12 protein-coding genes and 1 pseudogene are annotated in these 14,038 nt (G+C 71.9%); 7 read left to right on the top strand and 6 right to left on the bottom strand.

Annotated elements, in window-relative coordinates; translation table 11 throughout:
* Window positions 1-116: 116 nt before the first annotated feature.
* Window positions 117-995 (bottom strand): hypothetical protein, encoded by an 879-nt coding sequence (locus tag ABZ624_RS18275; protein WP_360089271.1) that lies wholly within the window; start codon window positions 993-995, stop codon window positions 117-119.
* A gap of 294 nt (window positions 996-1,289) precedes the next feature.
* Here ABZ624_RS18275 and ABZ624_RS18270 point away from each other — a divergent pair, with 294 nt between their 5' ends.
* Both ABZ624_RS18270 and ABZ624_RS18265 read left to right on the top strand, forming a co-directional pair.
* Entirely contained in the window at window positions 1,290-1,874 is a 585-nt protein-coding gene (locus tag ABZ624_RS18270; protein ID WP_360089268.1) for a hypothetical protein, read from the top strand.
* 228 nt (window positions 1,875-2,102) lie between these two features.
* Window positions 2,103-2,774 carry a class F sortase gene (locus tag ABZ624_RS18265; protein ID WP_360089265.1) on the top strand — a complete coding sequence of 224 codons (672 nt, stop codon included), beginning with the start codon at window positions 2,103-2,105 and terminating at the stop codon, window positions 2,772-2,774.
* Between the two features lie 14 nt (window positions 2,775-2,788).
* Here ABZ624_RS18265 and ABZ624_RS18260 read toward each other — a convergent pair whose 3' ends face one another.
* The 3 genes from ABZ624_RS18260 to ABZ624_RS18250 all read right to left on the bottom strand — a co-directional run bounded on the left by ABZ624_RS18260 (window position 2,789) and on the right by ABZ624_RS18250 (window position 4,758).
* Window positions 2,789-3,955, bottom strand: coding sequence for a GDSL-type esterase/lipase family protein (locus ABZ624_RS18260; RefSeq protein WP_360089406.1), 1,167 nt, complete (start codon window positions 3,953-3,955; stop codon window positions 2,789-2,791).
* A gap of 20 nt (window positions 3,956-3,975) precedes the next feature.
* Entirely contained in the window at window positions 3,976-4,545 is a 570-nt protein-coding gene (locus ABZ624_RS18255; RefSeq protein WP_360089262.1) for a WHG domain-containing protein, read from the bottom strand.
* A 75-nt stretch (window positions 4,546-4,620) separates the two neighbouring features.
* The gene (locus ABZ624_RS18250) at window positions 4,621-4,758 is read right to left on the bottom strand and encodes a hypothetical protein (RefSeq protein ID WP_360089259.1); all 138 of its coding nucleotides are present in this window, start codon (window positions 4,756-4,758) and stop codon (window positions 4,621-4,623) included.
* Between the two features lie 125 nt (window positions 4,759-4,883).
* Here ABZ624_RS18250 and proS point away from each other — a divergent pair, with 125 nt between their 5' ends.
* The 4 genes from proS to ABZ624_RS18230 all read left to right on the top strand — a co-directional run bounded on the left by proS (window position 4,884) and on the right by ABZ624_RS18230 (window position 10,204).
* Window positions 4,884-6,296, top strand: coding sequence for a proline--tRNA ligase (proS, locus tag ABZ624_RS18245; RefSeq protein WP_360089256.1), 1,413 nt, complete (start codon window positions 4,884-4,886; stop codon window positions 6,294-6,296).
* A gap of 234 nt (window positions 6,297-6,530) precedes the next feature.
* The gene (locus ABZ624_RS18240) at window positions 6,531-7,046 is read left to right on the top strand and encodes a hypothetical protein (protein WP_360089253.1); all 516 of its coding nucleotides are present in this window, start codon (window positions 6,531-6,533) and stop codon (window positions 7,044-7,046) included.
* Between the two features lie 65 nt (window positions 7,047-7,111).
* Complete coding sequence (locus ABZ624_RS18235) at window positions 7,112-8,065, top strand: LysR family transcriptional regulator (RefSeq protein ID WP_360089251.1); 954 nt, start codon at window positions 7,112-7,114, stop codon at window positions 8,063-8,065.
* A gap of 180 nt (window positions 8,066-8,245) precedes the next feature.
* Entirely contained in the window at window positions 8,246-10,204 is a 1,959-nt protein-coding gene (locus ABZ624_RS18230; RefSeq protein ID WP_360089248.1) for a collagenase, read from the top strand.
* 91 nt (window positions 10,205-10,295) lie between these two features.
* Here the strand turns inward: ABZ624_RS18230 and ABZ624_RS18225 are convergent, their stop codons facing one another.
* Window positions 10,296-11,741, bottom strand: coding sequence for a glyceraldehyde-3-phosphate dehydrogenase (locus ABZ624_RS18225; protein WP_360089245.1), 1,446 nt, complete (start codon window positions 11,739-11,741; stop codon window positions 10,296-10,298).
* A gap of 184 nt (window positions 11,742-11,925) precedes the next feature.
* Between ABZ624_RS18225 and ABZ624_RS18220 the strand changes: the two genes are divergently transcribed.
* Window positions 11,926-13,137 (top strand): hypothetical protein, encoded by a 1,212-nt coding sequence (locus tag ABZ624_RS18220; RefSeq protein ID WP_360089242.1) that lies wholly within the window; start codon window positions 11,926-11,928, stop codon window positions 13,135-13,137.
* 15 nt (window positions 13,138-13,152) lie between these two features.
* Here ABZ624_RS18220 and ABZ624_RS18215 read toward each other — a convergent pair.
* Window positions 13,153-13,957: pseudogene (locus tag ABZ624_RS18215) on the bottom strand (MFS transporter); the annotation flags it as partial.
* Window positions 13,958-14,038 lie beyond the last annotated feature (81 nt).

The raw sequence follows: 14,038 nt of genomic DNA, 5'->3' as shown, positions 1-14,038 counted from the left end.
CGGGGAGTTCGCCCAGTCGGCAGTCGGCAGTCGGCAGTCGGCAGTCGGCAGTCGGCAGTCGGCAGTCGGCAGTCGGCAGTCGGCAGTCGGCAGTCGGCAGTCGGCCCGAGGGCGGGTCAGCGGCCGGCGCGGTACGAGCCCCGGGTCAGGCCCACCGGATTGCCCGGTGGCAGCAGACCCGAGCTCTCCACCGTATGCGCCAGCGGCTCCAGCAGCTCGGCCAGGCGTGCGGTGCGCTCGCTGCCGAGCGCGCTCCACGGTCCTTCGGCCGCCGCGTCCGTGAGCGCCTCCACCTCCGCGCGTACCACCGCCCCGGCCGCGGTGAGCGAGCCGTCGGCCGTGAGCAGCCCGCGCTCGCGCAGCCGTGTCCCGGCCGCCTCCCAGTCCGACTGCTCCCACTTGCGTGTCTCCCGCAGCAGCGCCCCGTCGGACTCGCCCGCCGCCGCCTTGAGCACCATGGCCTCGACCGGCCCGAGCCCCTGACCCACCAGCACCGCGACATGCGAGTCGCCCCGGTGCTCGCGCAGGGTCGTCAGGCCCTGCCACAGCCGCGCGGTGGGGCGGTCCGGGCGCTCCAGCGCCTGATTCGCCGCGGCCAGCACCCGGCCCGCGGTGTCCGCCGCGGCGGCGGCCTCCCAGGCGAGGTCGGCGGCCTCGGCGAACGCGGCTGAGCCCACGGTGTCCGGTCCGAACAGGCCTGTCATCACCGCGTCCAGGGCTTCCTGGCGGGCGGCCAGCACGTCGGTGGGACTCGCGTACGACCAGGCGTCCGGCAGCGCCCGGGTCACCCGGGCCGGGTGGAAGACGTAGAAACAGCTCGTCACGACGGCCGGGGGAACGGCACCGAGCGGTGCGGCACGCAGCGCGAAGTAGCCCATCCAGAACCCGCGCATCCCGAGTGCGTCCGCCTCCTGGCGCACCTCCGGCGCGAAGTACACGAGATCGTGCACCGGCTCGTACCGCTCCCACAGCTCCCGTGCCATCCCGTCCGCCACCGCTGCCTCCCACCGCGTCGACACTCCGCGCTGCCGGCACCAGCCTGCGTTATGACGGCGGTCATAACAAGAGGGGATGGGTATCCCGAGCGCCGTCCGGTCCTCGAACGGACCGATTCGCCCGGACGAGGGGTACGCCTGGGGGGAAAGTGGGGCAGACGGGTGGTGCGGTGACCCGGCTGGGCGGCCCGGATGGTGGGAGCCGGGGGGCTCACTGACGGTGGTTCATGTCGAGGCCGGGTTCATACAGCTGATGAGGTATCCGCTGCCCGACCACGGCGGAAGGACATCACTATGCGTTCTGCCCGCATGATTCTGGCGACGGCTGCCGCTACCGCAGCCCTCGCCTTTGCCGCGCCCAGCGCCGCGTTCGCGGTGTCCGCGGGTGACGACGGAGGCCGGGACGGCTCCTCCCACAGCCAGGGGCGCGACCACGACTCCGGTGACGACCACGGCGGTGACCGTGGCGACGACTCGGGCCGCGACCACGACAATGATCACGGCGACGACCACGACAAGGGCCGCGGACACGACGAGCCGCGCGGTGGAATGCACACGGGTGGCGGAGCGCTCGCCATGGTGCAGGGCGACGACTGGGGCTCGGACTCGGACTCGGGGCGCGACGACAGCCGGTTCGACCCCGACAGTTACCGGGACGGGGGCAAGAGCGGCGGCCGGGACAGCGGTCGCGGCGGCGATGAGCGAGGCGGCGACGAGCGAGGCGGCGACGACCACGAGAAGCCGCACGGCGGTATGCACACCGGCGGCGGCGCGCTTGCCACTCCGAGTGTCACCGCGGGCGGTATGGCCGTGCTGGGCGTGGGCGCCGCCGGCATGTACGCGCTGCGCCGCAAGAAGGCCGGCCAGCCGGCGTCCTGATCCGACGACTCGTGACGAGAGGCTGCGGCCGCCGCCGACGCGCCCACCGCGTCGGCGGCCCGCACCCGCGGCGACGGGTCCCTGCGCACCCGCCCGCACGCCTGGCGACGTGCACCCGCCCGTCCCGCCGTGCCCCGTGAGCGTTCCTCCCCCCGCGCGCCGGGCCATGCGCACCGGCGTCCCCTGTTCTGATCCCCGTGCTGCCGTGCCCGAGTGAGGTGGTGTCCGATGGCAGCAGATTCCTCCTCTTCGCCCCCCGCGCAACCGCCGGCGGACGGGCAGAGTCCGGGCCGTGGCGGGCGGCTGACATTCTGGGGCGTGGCGATCGCGATCCTCGCCGTCACCATGTTCGGCGGACACCACGGCTCGGACGGCGCCTCGCAGGCGTCCCGTGCCGCGGGTGCGAGCGCCGCCGCGCAGGCCGATCCGCAGCAGGCCGGTGCGGCGCTGCCCCGGTCCGCGCCGATCCGCCTGGTCATCCCGAAGATCTCCGTGGACGCTCCCTTCACCACCCTGGACATCGGTGCCTCCGGTCAGCTGGAGCCCCCGCCGGCGGGCGACACCAACCTCGTCGGCTGGTACGCCAAGGGTGTGTCACCCGGCGAGAAGGGCACCGCCATCATCGCGGGGCATGTCGACACGACGACGTCCGCGGCCGTTTTCGCCGGCCTCGGCGAGCTGCAGCGCGGTGACCGTTTCACCGTGCAGCGTGCCGACGGGAGCGACGCCGAGTTCGTCGTGGACAGCGCCGAGACCTTCGCCAAGGACGCCTTCCCCAGCAAGCGGGTCTACGCCGACGCCCAGCGCCCCGAGGTCCGGCTGATCACCTGCGCGGGGGACTACGACCACGAGGTGCGGGACTACACGGACAACCTCGTCGTCTTCGCCCACCTGGTGTGAACCGGCCCGTACGGTCAGACGACGGAGTCCGCGAAGGGGCCGCCCGGCCCGAACGCCAGCGCGGCGAACCGTTCGCCGATCCGGCGGTGCGTGGCGGCGTCCGGGTGGAGGCCGTCGGGTAGCGGCAGTTCGGCGAAGTCGGCCTCACCGTACAGGTCACGGCCGTCGAGGTGGTGCAGATGCGGGTCCTCGGCCGACCGCTCGCGCACGATCCGGTCCAGCTCCTCCCGGATGACTCCCAAGGTGAGTTTCCCGCTCGCCGTCTCCGCCGGGTCCCCGGCCGCCCGGAACCGCAGCCGCCCCTCGCTCAGGGTGGAGAAGTCCGGGAGGCTGGGGCCCGGCGTGTCCTCGTGAAGGGGGCACAGGATCGGCGAGACGACGAGCAGCGGGGTGTCCGGGTGGCCGTCGCGCACGGTGTCGAGGAAGCCGTGGACGGCGGGGCCGAACGCACGCCGCCGCATCAGGTCGTTGTTGACGACGTTGATGCCGAGCTTGACGCTGATCAGGTCGGCGGGCGTGTCGCGCAGGGTGCGCGCGGTGAACGGGTCGAGCAGGGCGCTGCCGGCCAGCCCCAGATTGATCAGTTCCGCCCCGGCGAGGGACGCGGCGAGCGCGGGCCAGGTGGTGGTCGGGCTCGCTGCGTCCGAGCCGTGACTGATGGAACTGCCGTGGTGCAGCCACACCGTGCCGCCCCGGTCCGGTACGGGTTCGACGGGCGCGTCGGTGCGCAGGGCGACGAGTTCGGTCGTCTCGTTGTGCGGCAGCCAGATCTCCACGACCTTGCCGGCGTCGGGCAGCCCGGTGAAGCGTACGGTGCCGACGGGGCCCGGCCGGTGTTCGGCGGTCCCGGCGGCCATGTCGATCGTGAGCGTGCTGCCGCCGGCGACCCGGCCGCTGCCGGCCGGACGTCCGTCGACGAGCAGGTCGTACACGCCGTCCGGGCGGGGCGGCGCGCCGACGTAGACCCGTTTGGTCGGCAGGGTGTCCAGCTCGATGGCGGTCGCGCGGGTGCGGAAGACCAGGCGTACGCCGGAGGGCTGGGACTCCGCCATGGCCAGCTGCGGATCGGCGCATTGCGCGCGGGCGCGGGCCGGCAACCGGTGCGGCAGCAGGCCGTGGGCGGTGCGCTCCAGATCGAGGGCGCCGCGGACGAGATCGGCGGTCAGGGGCGTGGTGTGCATCATCCGACGTGTCCAGGGGGTCAGGGGGCGGGCCAGTTGCGCAGCAGGGAGTCGAGGGCGTCCACGATCCGCGTCCACGACTCCTGTGAGTCGGGGGCGCTGTGGCTGAATCCGCCGGCCGCCTCGAGGCTGACGTAGCCGTGGAAGACACTGCCGAGGAGGCGGACCGCGTGGGTCTGGTCGGGTTCGGCCAGGTCGTAGCCGCGCAGGATGGCCCGGGTCAGCTGGGCGTGCCGTGCCCCGGCACTCGCGGCGGCCGTCTCCGGGTCCAGCGGGTGCCGGGCGGCCGTGTAGCGGCCGGGGTGTTCGCGGGCGTAGTCGCGGTAGACGTCCGCGAAGGCGCCGAGGGCGTCCTTGCCGGACCGGCCGGCGAGAGCATCGGCGGCGCGGTCGGCCAGCTCCTCCAGGGCGAGCAGCGCGATCCGCGTCTTCAGGTCCTGGGAGTTCTTCAGGTGTGAGTACAGGCTCGCGACCCTGACGTCGAACCGCCGTGCCAGTGCCGACACGGTCACCTGGTCGAAGCCTGCCTCGTCGGCGAGTTCCGCGCCCGCCCGGACGAGACGCTCGGTGTTCAGACCTGCGCGCACCATGGCGTGTCTCCCGTCTGCCATAACCCATTATGGAGCTGCCTAAAGCTTTTAGGCAAACGGGGAGTGGCATAGGGGTCAGTCGCCTGTGGACTCGCGCAGCACCAGCGAGAAGGGCCCGACGACCGTCGAAGGCCGGCCCGCCGGCCACGCGTGTCTCACCGACCCGGAAGCTCCCTCGATGCCGAGGTTGATGATCGCGGTGGCGGTGGACACGGAGGTACTCCGATCCGCGATCCTTTGTATCGATAAAAGTCGCATCGGGGCCGGAGTCGTCAAGCGGACCGGCGGGGGCCGTAATTGGTTCGCGGGCGGCGGTGACGGACCCTAACCTGCCGGGCATGGCAAAGGCACCCGTTCTCACACGCCGGGCGGACGACTTCCCGCGCTGGTACCAGGACCTGATCAGCAAGGCGGAGCTGGCCGACAACGGACCGGTGCGCGGCACCATGGTCATCCGACCGTACGGGTACGGCCTGTGGGAGCGGATGCAGCAGGAGATGGACGCCCGGATCAAGGACGCGGGCGCGCAGAACGCGTACTTCCCGCTCCTCATCCCGCAGTCGTACCTGACGAAGGAGGCCGAGCACGTCGAGGGGTTCGCCCCCGAGCTGGCCGTCGTCACCCACGGAGGCGGCAAGGAGCTGGAGGAGCCCGTCGTGGTCCGCCCCACCTCCGAGACGATCGTCAACGAGTACTTCTCGAAATGGGTGCAGAGCTACCGGGATCTGCCGCTGCTGATCAACCAGTGGGCGAACGTGGTGCGCTGGGAGCTGCGCCCGCGGGTGTTCCTGCGCACCACGGAGTTCCTGTGGCAGGAGGGACACACCGCGCACGCCACGTACGAGGAGGCGCGTGCCTTCGCGGCACACATCCAGCGCGAGGTCTACGGCGACTTCCTGAAGAACGTCCTCGCGGCGGACTGCGTCTCCGGCCGCAAGACGGTCAAGGAGCGCTTCGCGGGCGCCGTCAACACGCTCACGCTGGAAAGCATGATGGGCGACGGCAAGGCCCTCCAGATGGTCACCAGCCATGAGTTGGGGCAGAACTTCGCGAAGGCGTTCCACACCCGCTATCTGTCCAGGGACGGCTCGCAGGAATACGTCTGGCAGACCTCCTGGGGCTCCACCACGCGGATGGTCGGAGCACTGGTGATGATGCACGGGGACGACGACGGGCTGCGCGTCCCGCCTCGGCTGGCCCCGGTGCAGACGGTGGTCCTCGCCGTCAAGGACGACGCGGCGGTCCTGGCCAGGGTCCACGCGATCGGCGACCGGCTGAGGAAGGCGGGTGTCCGGGTCCGCGTCGACGACCGCACGGACGTGCCGTTCGGCCGGCGCGCGGTCGACTGGGAACTGAAGGGCGTGCCCGTACGGATCGAGGTGGGGCCCCGCGACCTGGAGAACGGCACCGCCGTGCTCGTCCGCCGGATCCCGGGCACCAAGGAGCCGGTCACGACCGAGGCGCTGTCCGCGCTGCTGCCCGGGGTGCTGGAGGACGACCAGGCGCTGTTGCTGGAGCAGTCCCGCCGGCGCCGTGAGGACCGCACGGTCGAGGTGACCACGCTGGAGGAGGCCGTGGAGGCGGCGAGCACCGGCTGGGTCCGCATCCCCTGGGCCACGCTGGGCCCGGAGGGCGAGTCGAGACTTGCCGAGCAGGGGATGTCGGTACGCTGCCTGGTCGCGGCGGACGGCTCGGTCCCGGAGAGCGACGAGCAGCCGGGGAACGTGGCGGTCGTGGCGCGGGCGTACTGACGAAAGCGGGCGCTTCTGCCGTCAGGGCAGGGGCGCCCGCCCGGACCGCTGCTCCGCGGAACCGCCCGTACATGTGTCCTCCGCGGTGAAGCCCGCCTCGGCGAGCACGGGAGGCCGCGAGCCCCCGCCGGACTCCGGCCGGACCACGCAACACACCGGCACCGTCGGCTAATTGCGCACCCAGCTCCGCCGAGCGTGCTTCCGCCGGACGATGGCCTTGCGCGAGGACTCGCCGTGCGCGGCACCCCGGCAGCGTACTTGGCAGCAGCCACCCGGGACGGGAGCGGACGCGCCGCCACCTTCGCCATCGCGCTGCCCGACCTCTTCCGGAGCTCGACGGCGGGCTACGCGCACTCCGTGGCGATCGCCCGCGCGGAGGGTGTCACCGCCGGCGAACCGGCACCCCTCGCCGACTTCGCGCAGGACTCCGACGACGGCACCTACTCCGGGGCGGTCAATCCCCTCGCCTCGGCCGCGTCGACCATGGCCCATGCCGTGGCCGTCTTCGAGGCGCACGGGATCGACGCGGGCGTGTTGCGTGCCGTGGCGGGCATGGCCCGGCGCACCATCGGCCCCGGTCACGGCACGGACGGCTTCATCCGGGTCGCGGGGGCGCTGGGCCGGCATCGACAGGGACCGGTCCGCTCGCGAACGGTGTCCCGAGCTCGGCGGACCTGCGACTTGTGCCGGACGCGGCACAGTGCGACGCTTCGGTCCGCCGGTCGCGACCACGGCCGGCGGCGGCTGTGAGCAGTGGTTTTCCCGGGGAGGCGGACGGATCTCCCGGGGCCGTGGACGGAGCGGGGAGTGGCGCGATGGAGCTGGAGCTGCGGCACCTGCGGGTGCTGTGCGCGATCGCCGACGCGGGAAGCGTGGGCCGGGCCGCGGCACAGCTCGGCTACTCGCAGCCCGCCGTGAGCACCCAGCTGCGGCGCATCGAGCGCCACCTCGGCGAGCCGCTCTTCGAGCGCGGCACGAGCGGAGTACGGCCGACCCGCTACGGCGCCGAGGTCGTCGCCCAGGCCCGCGACGTGCTGGCCCGCGCCGACGCCATAGGCCACCGCCCGGCCGCCGCCCGAGCCCGCCGTACCCTGCGCGTGGCGGCGACCAACTCGCCCATGCTGTCCGGCACGGTCTCCCGCGTCCGCGGCCGGATGCCGGAACTGTCCCTCGCGGTCACCAGCGTCTACGCCTCCTCGCGGATCGTCGAGCTGCTGGAGGACGGCGCGGTGGACGCGGCCATCGCCGCCGACTATCCGGGCATGGAACTGCGCCACTCGGGCGCGGTACGGCATCGCGGGATCGTCACCGAACCCACGTTCGTGGCCCTGCCCTCCCGGCACCGGCTGCGTCAGTGCGCCCAGGTCCAGCTCGCCGATCTGGCCGAGGACGCGTGGTTCGTCACCCCGGACGACGGCGCCGGCTGGCCCGGGGTGTTCTACGACGCCTGCGCGGCGGCCGGGTTCACCCCGGTCACGGTCCATGAGTTCCTCGGCGACCAGACCCAGCTGCAGAGCATGATCGCCGACGGTCTGGGGGTGTCGCTCGTGCAGCCGACGCTGCGGCCGATCCCGCACGTCGTGGTCAAGCCACTGGTCGGTTCCCCGCTGTGGTGCCGTTATGTGCTGGCCTGGCGGCCCGACACCGTCACCCAGGAGGTCGTGGAGGCGCTCTCCCACTCCGCCACGGCCGCCTACGGCGACCTCGTCGCCCAAGCCCCCCACCTGCGGGCCTGGGCCTCGCGGACGTGGAGCGTCACCGGGGCCTAGCCGCCAGACGCTCCGTACGGGGACGGGGCCGCGCTGTGTCAAAGGCGCGCCGTGATGTTATGAGCGGGCAGTGGCATGTGCTATGTCACACGGCATTGTTGAGCCGGGTGGCCCGCTGAGACAGTGCCTCACACGCCTCAACACCCCACCGAGGCGCATCCCTTCGTGGAGGAACCCCAGATGCGCTATCGCTTCGCGCTGCCCAGACGCATGCCCGGCCGCAGGCACCCCCGCACGGGCGGACGCCTGGCCGGCGCCGCGGCCGTCTGCGTCACCGTGACCGCTCTGCTGGCCACGCCGGCGCTCGCGGCACCGCAGCCGCACACCGCTGCCGCCACCGCTCCCCACGGGCACACGTCCGTACCGTCGCCGGCCGGCGCGACCACCGCCGTCACCGAGCACTCGGCGAGTCAGGCCCGACGGCTCAGCCCGGCCCAACTCCCGCCCCTGCAGCCCCTCACGGGCAAGCCGGCCCGCAAGGCGGCGACCGCGGCCTCCTGCACCCCGGGCGACTTCGGCAGCCGGTCCGGCTCCGCCCTCGTCGCCTTCGTGAAGGCCTCGTCCACGGACTGCGTCAACACCCTCTTCACGGTGACCGGCAAGGACGCGCACGACGTCTTCCGGCAGGCCCAGATGCTGACCGTCGCGAGCGCGTACACGCGTACGGCCGGGCAGTACCGGGGTGACGACTCCGGCAGCATCGAGCAGCTGGTCCTCTTCCTGCGAGCCGGTTACTACGTGCAGTTCAACCACTCCGCGGACGTGGGGCCGTACAGCTCCCGCCTCACCTCGGCCGTCACGGCCGGTCTGGACGCCTTCTTCGCCCGCTCCCACTCCCGGGACGTCAGCGCACCCAACGGCGACATCCTCGGCGAGACGGTCATCCTCACCGACAGCGCCGACCAGCAGGGCCGCTATCTGTCCGTCTACCGGCGGCTGCTCAACGCCTACGACAGCTCCTACGACTCGATCGACAGCATGGTCCGGGCCGTCAACAACGTCTACACCCCGCTGTGGCGCGGCAACTGGAACCCGGCGTACGTGAAGGCGGTCGAGTCCGACCCGCGCGTCATCGACACCCTGTACGACTTCGCGCTCGCCAACACCGACCAGCTCGGCACCGACCTGGCCTTCCTGGACTCCAACGCCGGGATGAACCTGGCGCGTTACGTCGAGCACCCCGAACTCCAGGAAAGCGTCCGCCCGTTGACCAAGGACGTGCTGGACCGGACCGCGATGACCGGACCCACGGCCGGACTCTGGGTCGCCGTGGCCACCCAGGCCAACGCCTACGACGGCGCCAACTGCTCCTACTACGACGTCTGCGACCTGCCCGGCAAGCTGACCAAGGCCGTCCTGCCGGTCAGCCGCCACTGCGACGGGAACGTCACCATCCTCGCCCAGTCGCTGACCGACGCCGACCTCGACGCCGCCTGCGCCAGCGTGCTGAACCAGAGCGCCTACTTCCGCGGTGTGGTCAAGGCCGACGGCGCGATACCCGGCCAGTACGTGTCGACCATCCAGCTGGTGGTGTTCGCCGGCCGCGCCGACTACCAGACCTACGCCGGCCCGATCTACGGCATCGACACCGACAACGGCGGCATGACCCTGGACGGCAACCCGTCCGACCCGGCGAACCACGTCACGTCGATCATGTACCAGAAGCCCTCCGACGACGGTTTCACGGCCCGGATCTGGAACCTCAACCACGAGTACACACACTTCCTCGACGGCCGCGACGACATGAAGGGCGCCTTCGACCAGCAGATCTCGGTCCCGGACGTGTGGTGGATCGAGGGCCTCGCCGAGTACGTGTCCTACAGCTACCGCGGCATCGCCGACGACCAGGCGGTCCAGGAGGCGGCCAAGCACACGTACAAGCTGAGCACCCTCTTCGAGAGCACCTACGACAACAGTGATGTGACCCGCACCTACCCGTGGGGCTACCTCGCCGTGCGCTACATGACGGAGAAGCACCCCGACGACGTCCAGAGCATGCTCGCCCGCTTCCGCGTCGGTGACTACGCCGGCGGATACGCCGTCTACCACGACGGCATCGGCACCCGCTACGACGCCGACTTCGACCAGTGGCTCACCGCGTGTGCCGCGGGCGCCTGCGCCGGACCGGCGAAGGCCTGACCGCACGCGCCCCAGCAGGACGGCCGCCGACCGGAACCCCGGTCGGCGGCCGCAGCCTGTGCGTGGCTGTCCGTCAGTGCATGGCTGTCCGTCAGACGGCCGTCGCCGGGTACGTCGGGTACTCCACGCCCGACACATGCTGGACGACCCGGACGACCTGGCAGGAGTAGCCGAACTCGTTGTCGTACCAGAGGTAGAGGATCGCGTTGTCGCCGTCGACCTTGAGGGCGCCGGCGTCCACGATCGAGGCGTGGCGCGAGCCGATGAAGTCGCTGGAGACCGCGTCGGGCGCCGTGATGAAGTCGATCTGGCGCTTGAGCGGCGAGGTCAGCGACACCTCACGGAGGTAGTCGTGGACCTCCTCGCGGGTGGTCTCGCGGGCCAGCTGCAGGTTGAGGATCGCGATCGAGACGTCCGGCACCGGCACACGGATCGAGCTGCCGCTGATCTTCGCCTTGAGGTCCGGCAGGGCCTTGGCGACGGCGGAGGCGGCACCCGTCTCGGTGATCACCATGTTGAGCGGCGCGGAGCGGCCACGACGCTCGGACTTGTGGTAGTTGTCCAGCAGGTTCTGGTCGTTGGTGAACGAGTGGACGGTCTCCACGTGGCCGCGCAGCACGCCGTACTCGTCGTCCATCGCCTTCAGCGGCGGCACGATCGCGTTGGTGGTGCAGGACGCGCAGGACAGGATCTGCTCGTCCGGCTTGATGGTGTCGTGGTTGACGCCGTGCACGATGTTCGGGACGTCGCCCTTGCCCGGCGCGGTCAGCACGACCTTCTCGATGCCGGGGCGCAGGTGCTTGGACAGGCCCTCGCGGTCGCGCCACTTGCCGGTGTTGTCGATGAGGATGGCGTCCCGGATGCCGTACTCGGTGTAGTCCACGGCCGACGGGTCGTCGGCGTAGATCACCTTGATGGCGTTGCCGTTGGCCACGATGGTGCTGCTGGCCTCGTCGACGGTGATCGTGCCCTGGAACTGGCCGTGGATGGAGTCGCGGCGCAGCAGCGAGGCGCGCTTGACGATGTCCTCGCCGCCGGCGCCGCGCACGACGATGGCGCGCAGGCGCAGGCCGTTGCCGGAGCCGGACTTCTCGATCAGCAGACGGGCGACGAGCCGGCCGATGCGGCCGAAGCCGTACAGCACGACGTCGCGCGGCTCACGGCGCTCGATCTTGTTGGCGCCGGTGGCACCGGCGACGGCCTCGGCGGTGAACTCCGCCACGCTCAGGCCGCGGTCGTCGGCCTTATAGGTGGTGGCCAGCATGCCGAGGTCGATCTGGGAGGGTCCGAGGTCGAGGGTGGTCAGGGCCTCGAGGAACGGCATGGTCTCGGTGACCGACAGCTCCGCGCCGTCGATCTGCCGGGCGAAACGGTGCGTCTTGAGGATGCTGACCACCGACTTGTTCACCAAGGAGCGGCTGTGCAGCAGGACGGTCACATCCCGCTCGCGGTGCAGCTTCCCGATGAGCGGGATCATCGACTCCGCGATCTCCTCGCGGATCTTCCAGTTGGTGAACGAGTCGTCGTTGACAGTCACGGATCCATCTTTCGAGCTAGGCAGCGCTCATATGGTAACCACACGTCTCAGGTGCTCCTTCCGGGGGTGGTGAGGTAAGGGATTTACACCCATTCCTTGACCAATTCCTGAATCGGGGTGGAACTGCGTAAGAAACCCGGGTCGCGATTTGCACGTCTTACCTGGTGTGCCCAAGGTCAACAGAGTGAGCACCTCTTCCGTACCCAGGCCGCCCGAGTCGGCCGCCCCTTCCGGTCCCCTCCGTCGCCCCGGCCTGCCACGGATCACCCGGCGCGGCATCCCCGAGGGCGCGCTGCCGGCCCTGGCCCTGTTCGCGGCCGTCCGGCTCGCCGGGGTCCTCGCGGTGATCCTCACCAACGCGGTCAGGGGCCACCCGCTCCTTCGGACCCTGGCCCACTCCTGGGACTCCCGCTGGTACCTGCACATCGCGGCCCAGGGCTACGGCCACAAGATCTGGATCACCCCGCAGGGCGACGTCCAGAGCGACTGGGCGTTCTTCCCGCTGTATCCGGGACTCATCAGGGCGCTGACCACCATCCTGCCGTTCACTCCCGGCCAGGCCGCGCTGCTCATCGCCTGGACCGCCGCGGGCGTGGCGGCGTACGGCGTGTACGTCATCGGCCACCACCTCTACGGCCGCGGGGTCGCCACCGCGCTGGTCGCCCTGTGGGCCGCCCTGCCGCACTCCGTGGAACTGACCATCGCCTACACCGAGTCGCTGTTCGCCGCGCTCGCGATCTGGTCCCTGTACTGCGTGCTCAAGGGCCGCTGGCTGTGGGCCGGGGTGCTGGCCGCGCTGGCGGGACTGTCCCGGCCGAGCGGCTTCGCGATCGCCGGGGCCGTCTCCCTCGCCGCCGGCTACGAGGCGCTGCGGCAGCGCGGCCGGGTGCCGGTGAGCCTGTGGGCCGGTGCCGTACTGGCCCCGCTGGGCTGGCTCGGCTATGTGCTGTGGGTGGGCAGCCGGATAGGAGACGTGCTCGGCGGCTACTTCAAGGTGCAGAGCGCCTGGGACTCCCGTTTCGACTTCGGTGCCGGATCGGCGCGCTTCCTGAAAGCCCTGCTGCTGCACGGCGGGGGCGTCGTCTACCCGGTGGCCCTGGCGATCGTCGCGACCGGTGTGCTGCTGTTCGCGCTGCTGTGCCTGGAACGCCCGCCGTTGGTCCTGGTGGTCTTCGCCGGGATCCTGATCCTGCTCGTGGTCGGCGGCTCCGGCTCCTTCTCCTCCAAGCCGCGGTTCCTGCTGCCCGCCTTCCCGCTGCTCATCCCCATGGCCCGCGCCCTGGCCCGCACCTGGCGGCTCCGTCCGGCCCACGCCGTGGTCGTCTACGGCGCCCTGACCGTCGTGTCCCTGTTGTTCGGAGCCTATGTGACGGCGGTGGCCCGCTCCCCGCTGTGAGTCACCGCCGGCTCGTCACACGGGCTGCCGCTCCGGCCTGCTCCGGCGTACGCCGCCCAGGGCGGCGAGTGCCGAGGCCGCCGGCAGGGCGCTGACCCAGACCGGCGAGCGGTAGCCGAGCCCGCCGTCGATCGCGGCGTCGCCCAGCACCGGACCCAGGGCGGCGCCGGCGTTCAGCGCCGACGTTCAGCGCCGACGTCGCGAACGCGCCCGCGAGCGACGGGGCGTCCGCCGCCTCGTACCGCACCCGGGTGATCAGCGTCGCGCCTACCCCGAACGCCAAGAGGCCCGGGAGCGGCACGAGGACGAGGGTCGCCACGGTGTGCCCGGCGGCCGGCGCGAGCAGCAGCCAGCCGGTGAGCAACGCGGCACCGCCCGCCACCAGGACCGGCAGCGGCCGTCGGTCCGGCAGCCGGCCCGCCGAGGTCACCCCGGCGAACGCGCCGGCGCCGAACAGCGCCGGCACGGCCGGCACCCATCCCGCACCGAGCCCGGTCACGTCCGTGGCCAACGGCGCGAGGGAGGTGAAGGTGCAGAAGGTGGCGCCGTTGACGAGCGCCGCGAGACAGAGCGTCCGCAGTAGCCGGGGCCGGCGCAGCGCCCGCAGTTCCTCACGCAGGCCGGTACCGGTGCCGGCCGTACCGGCCCGGCCGCCCGGCACCGAGGGGGCGATCGCGGCGAGCGAGGGCGCGGACAGCAGGGCCACCGCCCAGAACGCCGAGCGCCGGCCCAGCAGTTGACCCAGCGCGGCCCCGGCGGGCACCCCCACCACACAGGCGAGCGTACGACTCACGGCCTCAACGCCCCCAAGGGCGGAAGCCGTTACGGCCTCGTGGGGCCGGGCAGGTGCCGGGGGATACCCGCACCAGGCATACGGGGGCCTGCCGCAGTGTGCCGCTCA

The sequence above is a fragment of the Streptomyces sp. NPDC007205 genome (genome assembly GCF_040634095.1).
Classification (GTDB): Bacteria; Actinomycetota; Actinomycetes; order Streptomycetales; family Streptomycetaceae; genus Streptomyces.
This window is presented reverse-complemented; position numbering and strand designations above follow the sequence as displayed.

Excerpts from the sequence above, each read along its gene's own strand:
- ABZ624_RS18270 (WP_360089268.1), top strand. The coding sequence starts at position 1,290 with ATGCGTTCTGCCCGCATGATTCTGGCGACGGCTGCCGCTACCGCAGCC.
- ABZ624_RS18265 (WP_360089265.1), top strand. The coding sequence starts at position 2,103 with ATGGCAGCAGATTCCTCCTCTTCGCCCCCCGCGCAACCGCCGGCGGAC.
- ABZ624_RS18260 (WP_360089406.1), bottom strand. The coding sequence starts at position 3,955 with ATGCACACCACGCCCCTGACCGCCGATCTCGTCCGCGGCGCCCTCGAT.
- ABZ624_RS18255 (WP_360089262.1), bottom strand. The coding sequence starts at position 4,545 with ATGGTGCGCGCAGGTCTGAACACCGAGCGTCTCGTCCGGGCGGGCGCG.
- proS (WP_360089256.1), top strand. The coding sequence starts at position 4,884 with ATGGCAAAGGCACCCGTTCTCACACGCCGGGCGGACGACTTCCCGCGC.
- ABZ624_RS18235 (WP_360089251.1), top strand. The coding sequence starts at position 7,112 with ATGGAGCTGGAGCTGCGGCACCTGCGGGTGCTGTGCGCGATCGCCGAC.
- ABZ624_RS18230 (WP_360089248.1), top strand. The coding sequence starts at position 8,246 with ATGCGCTATCGCTTCGCGCTGCCCAGACGCATGCCCGGCCGCAGGCAC.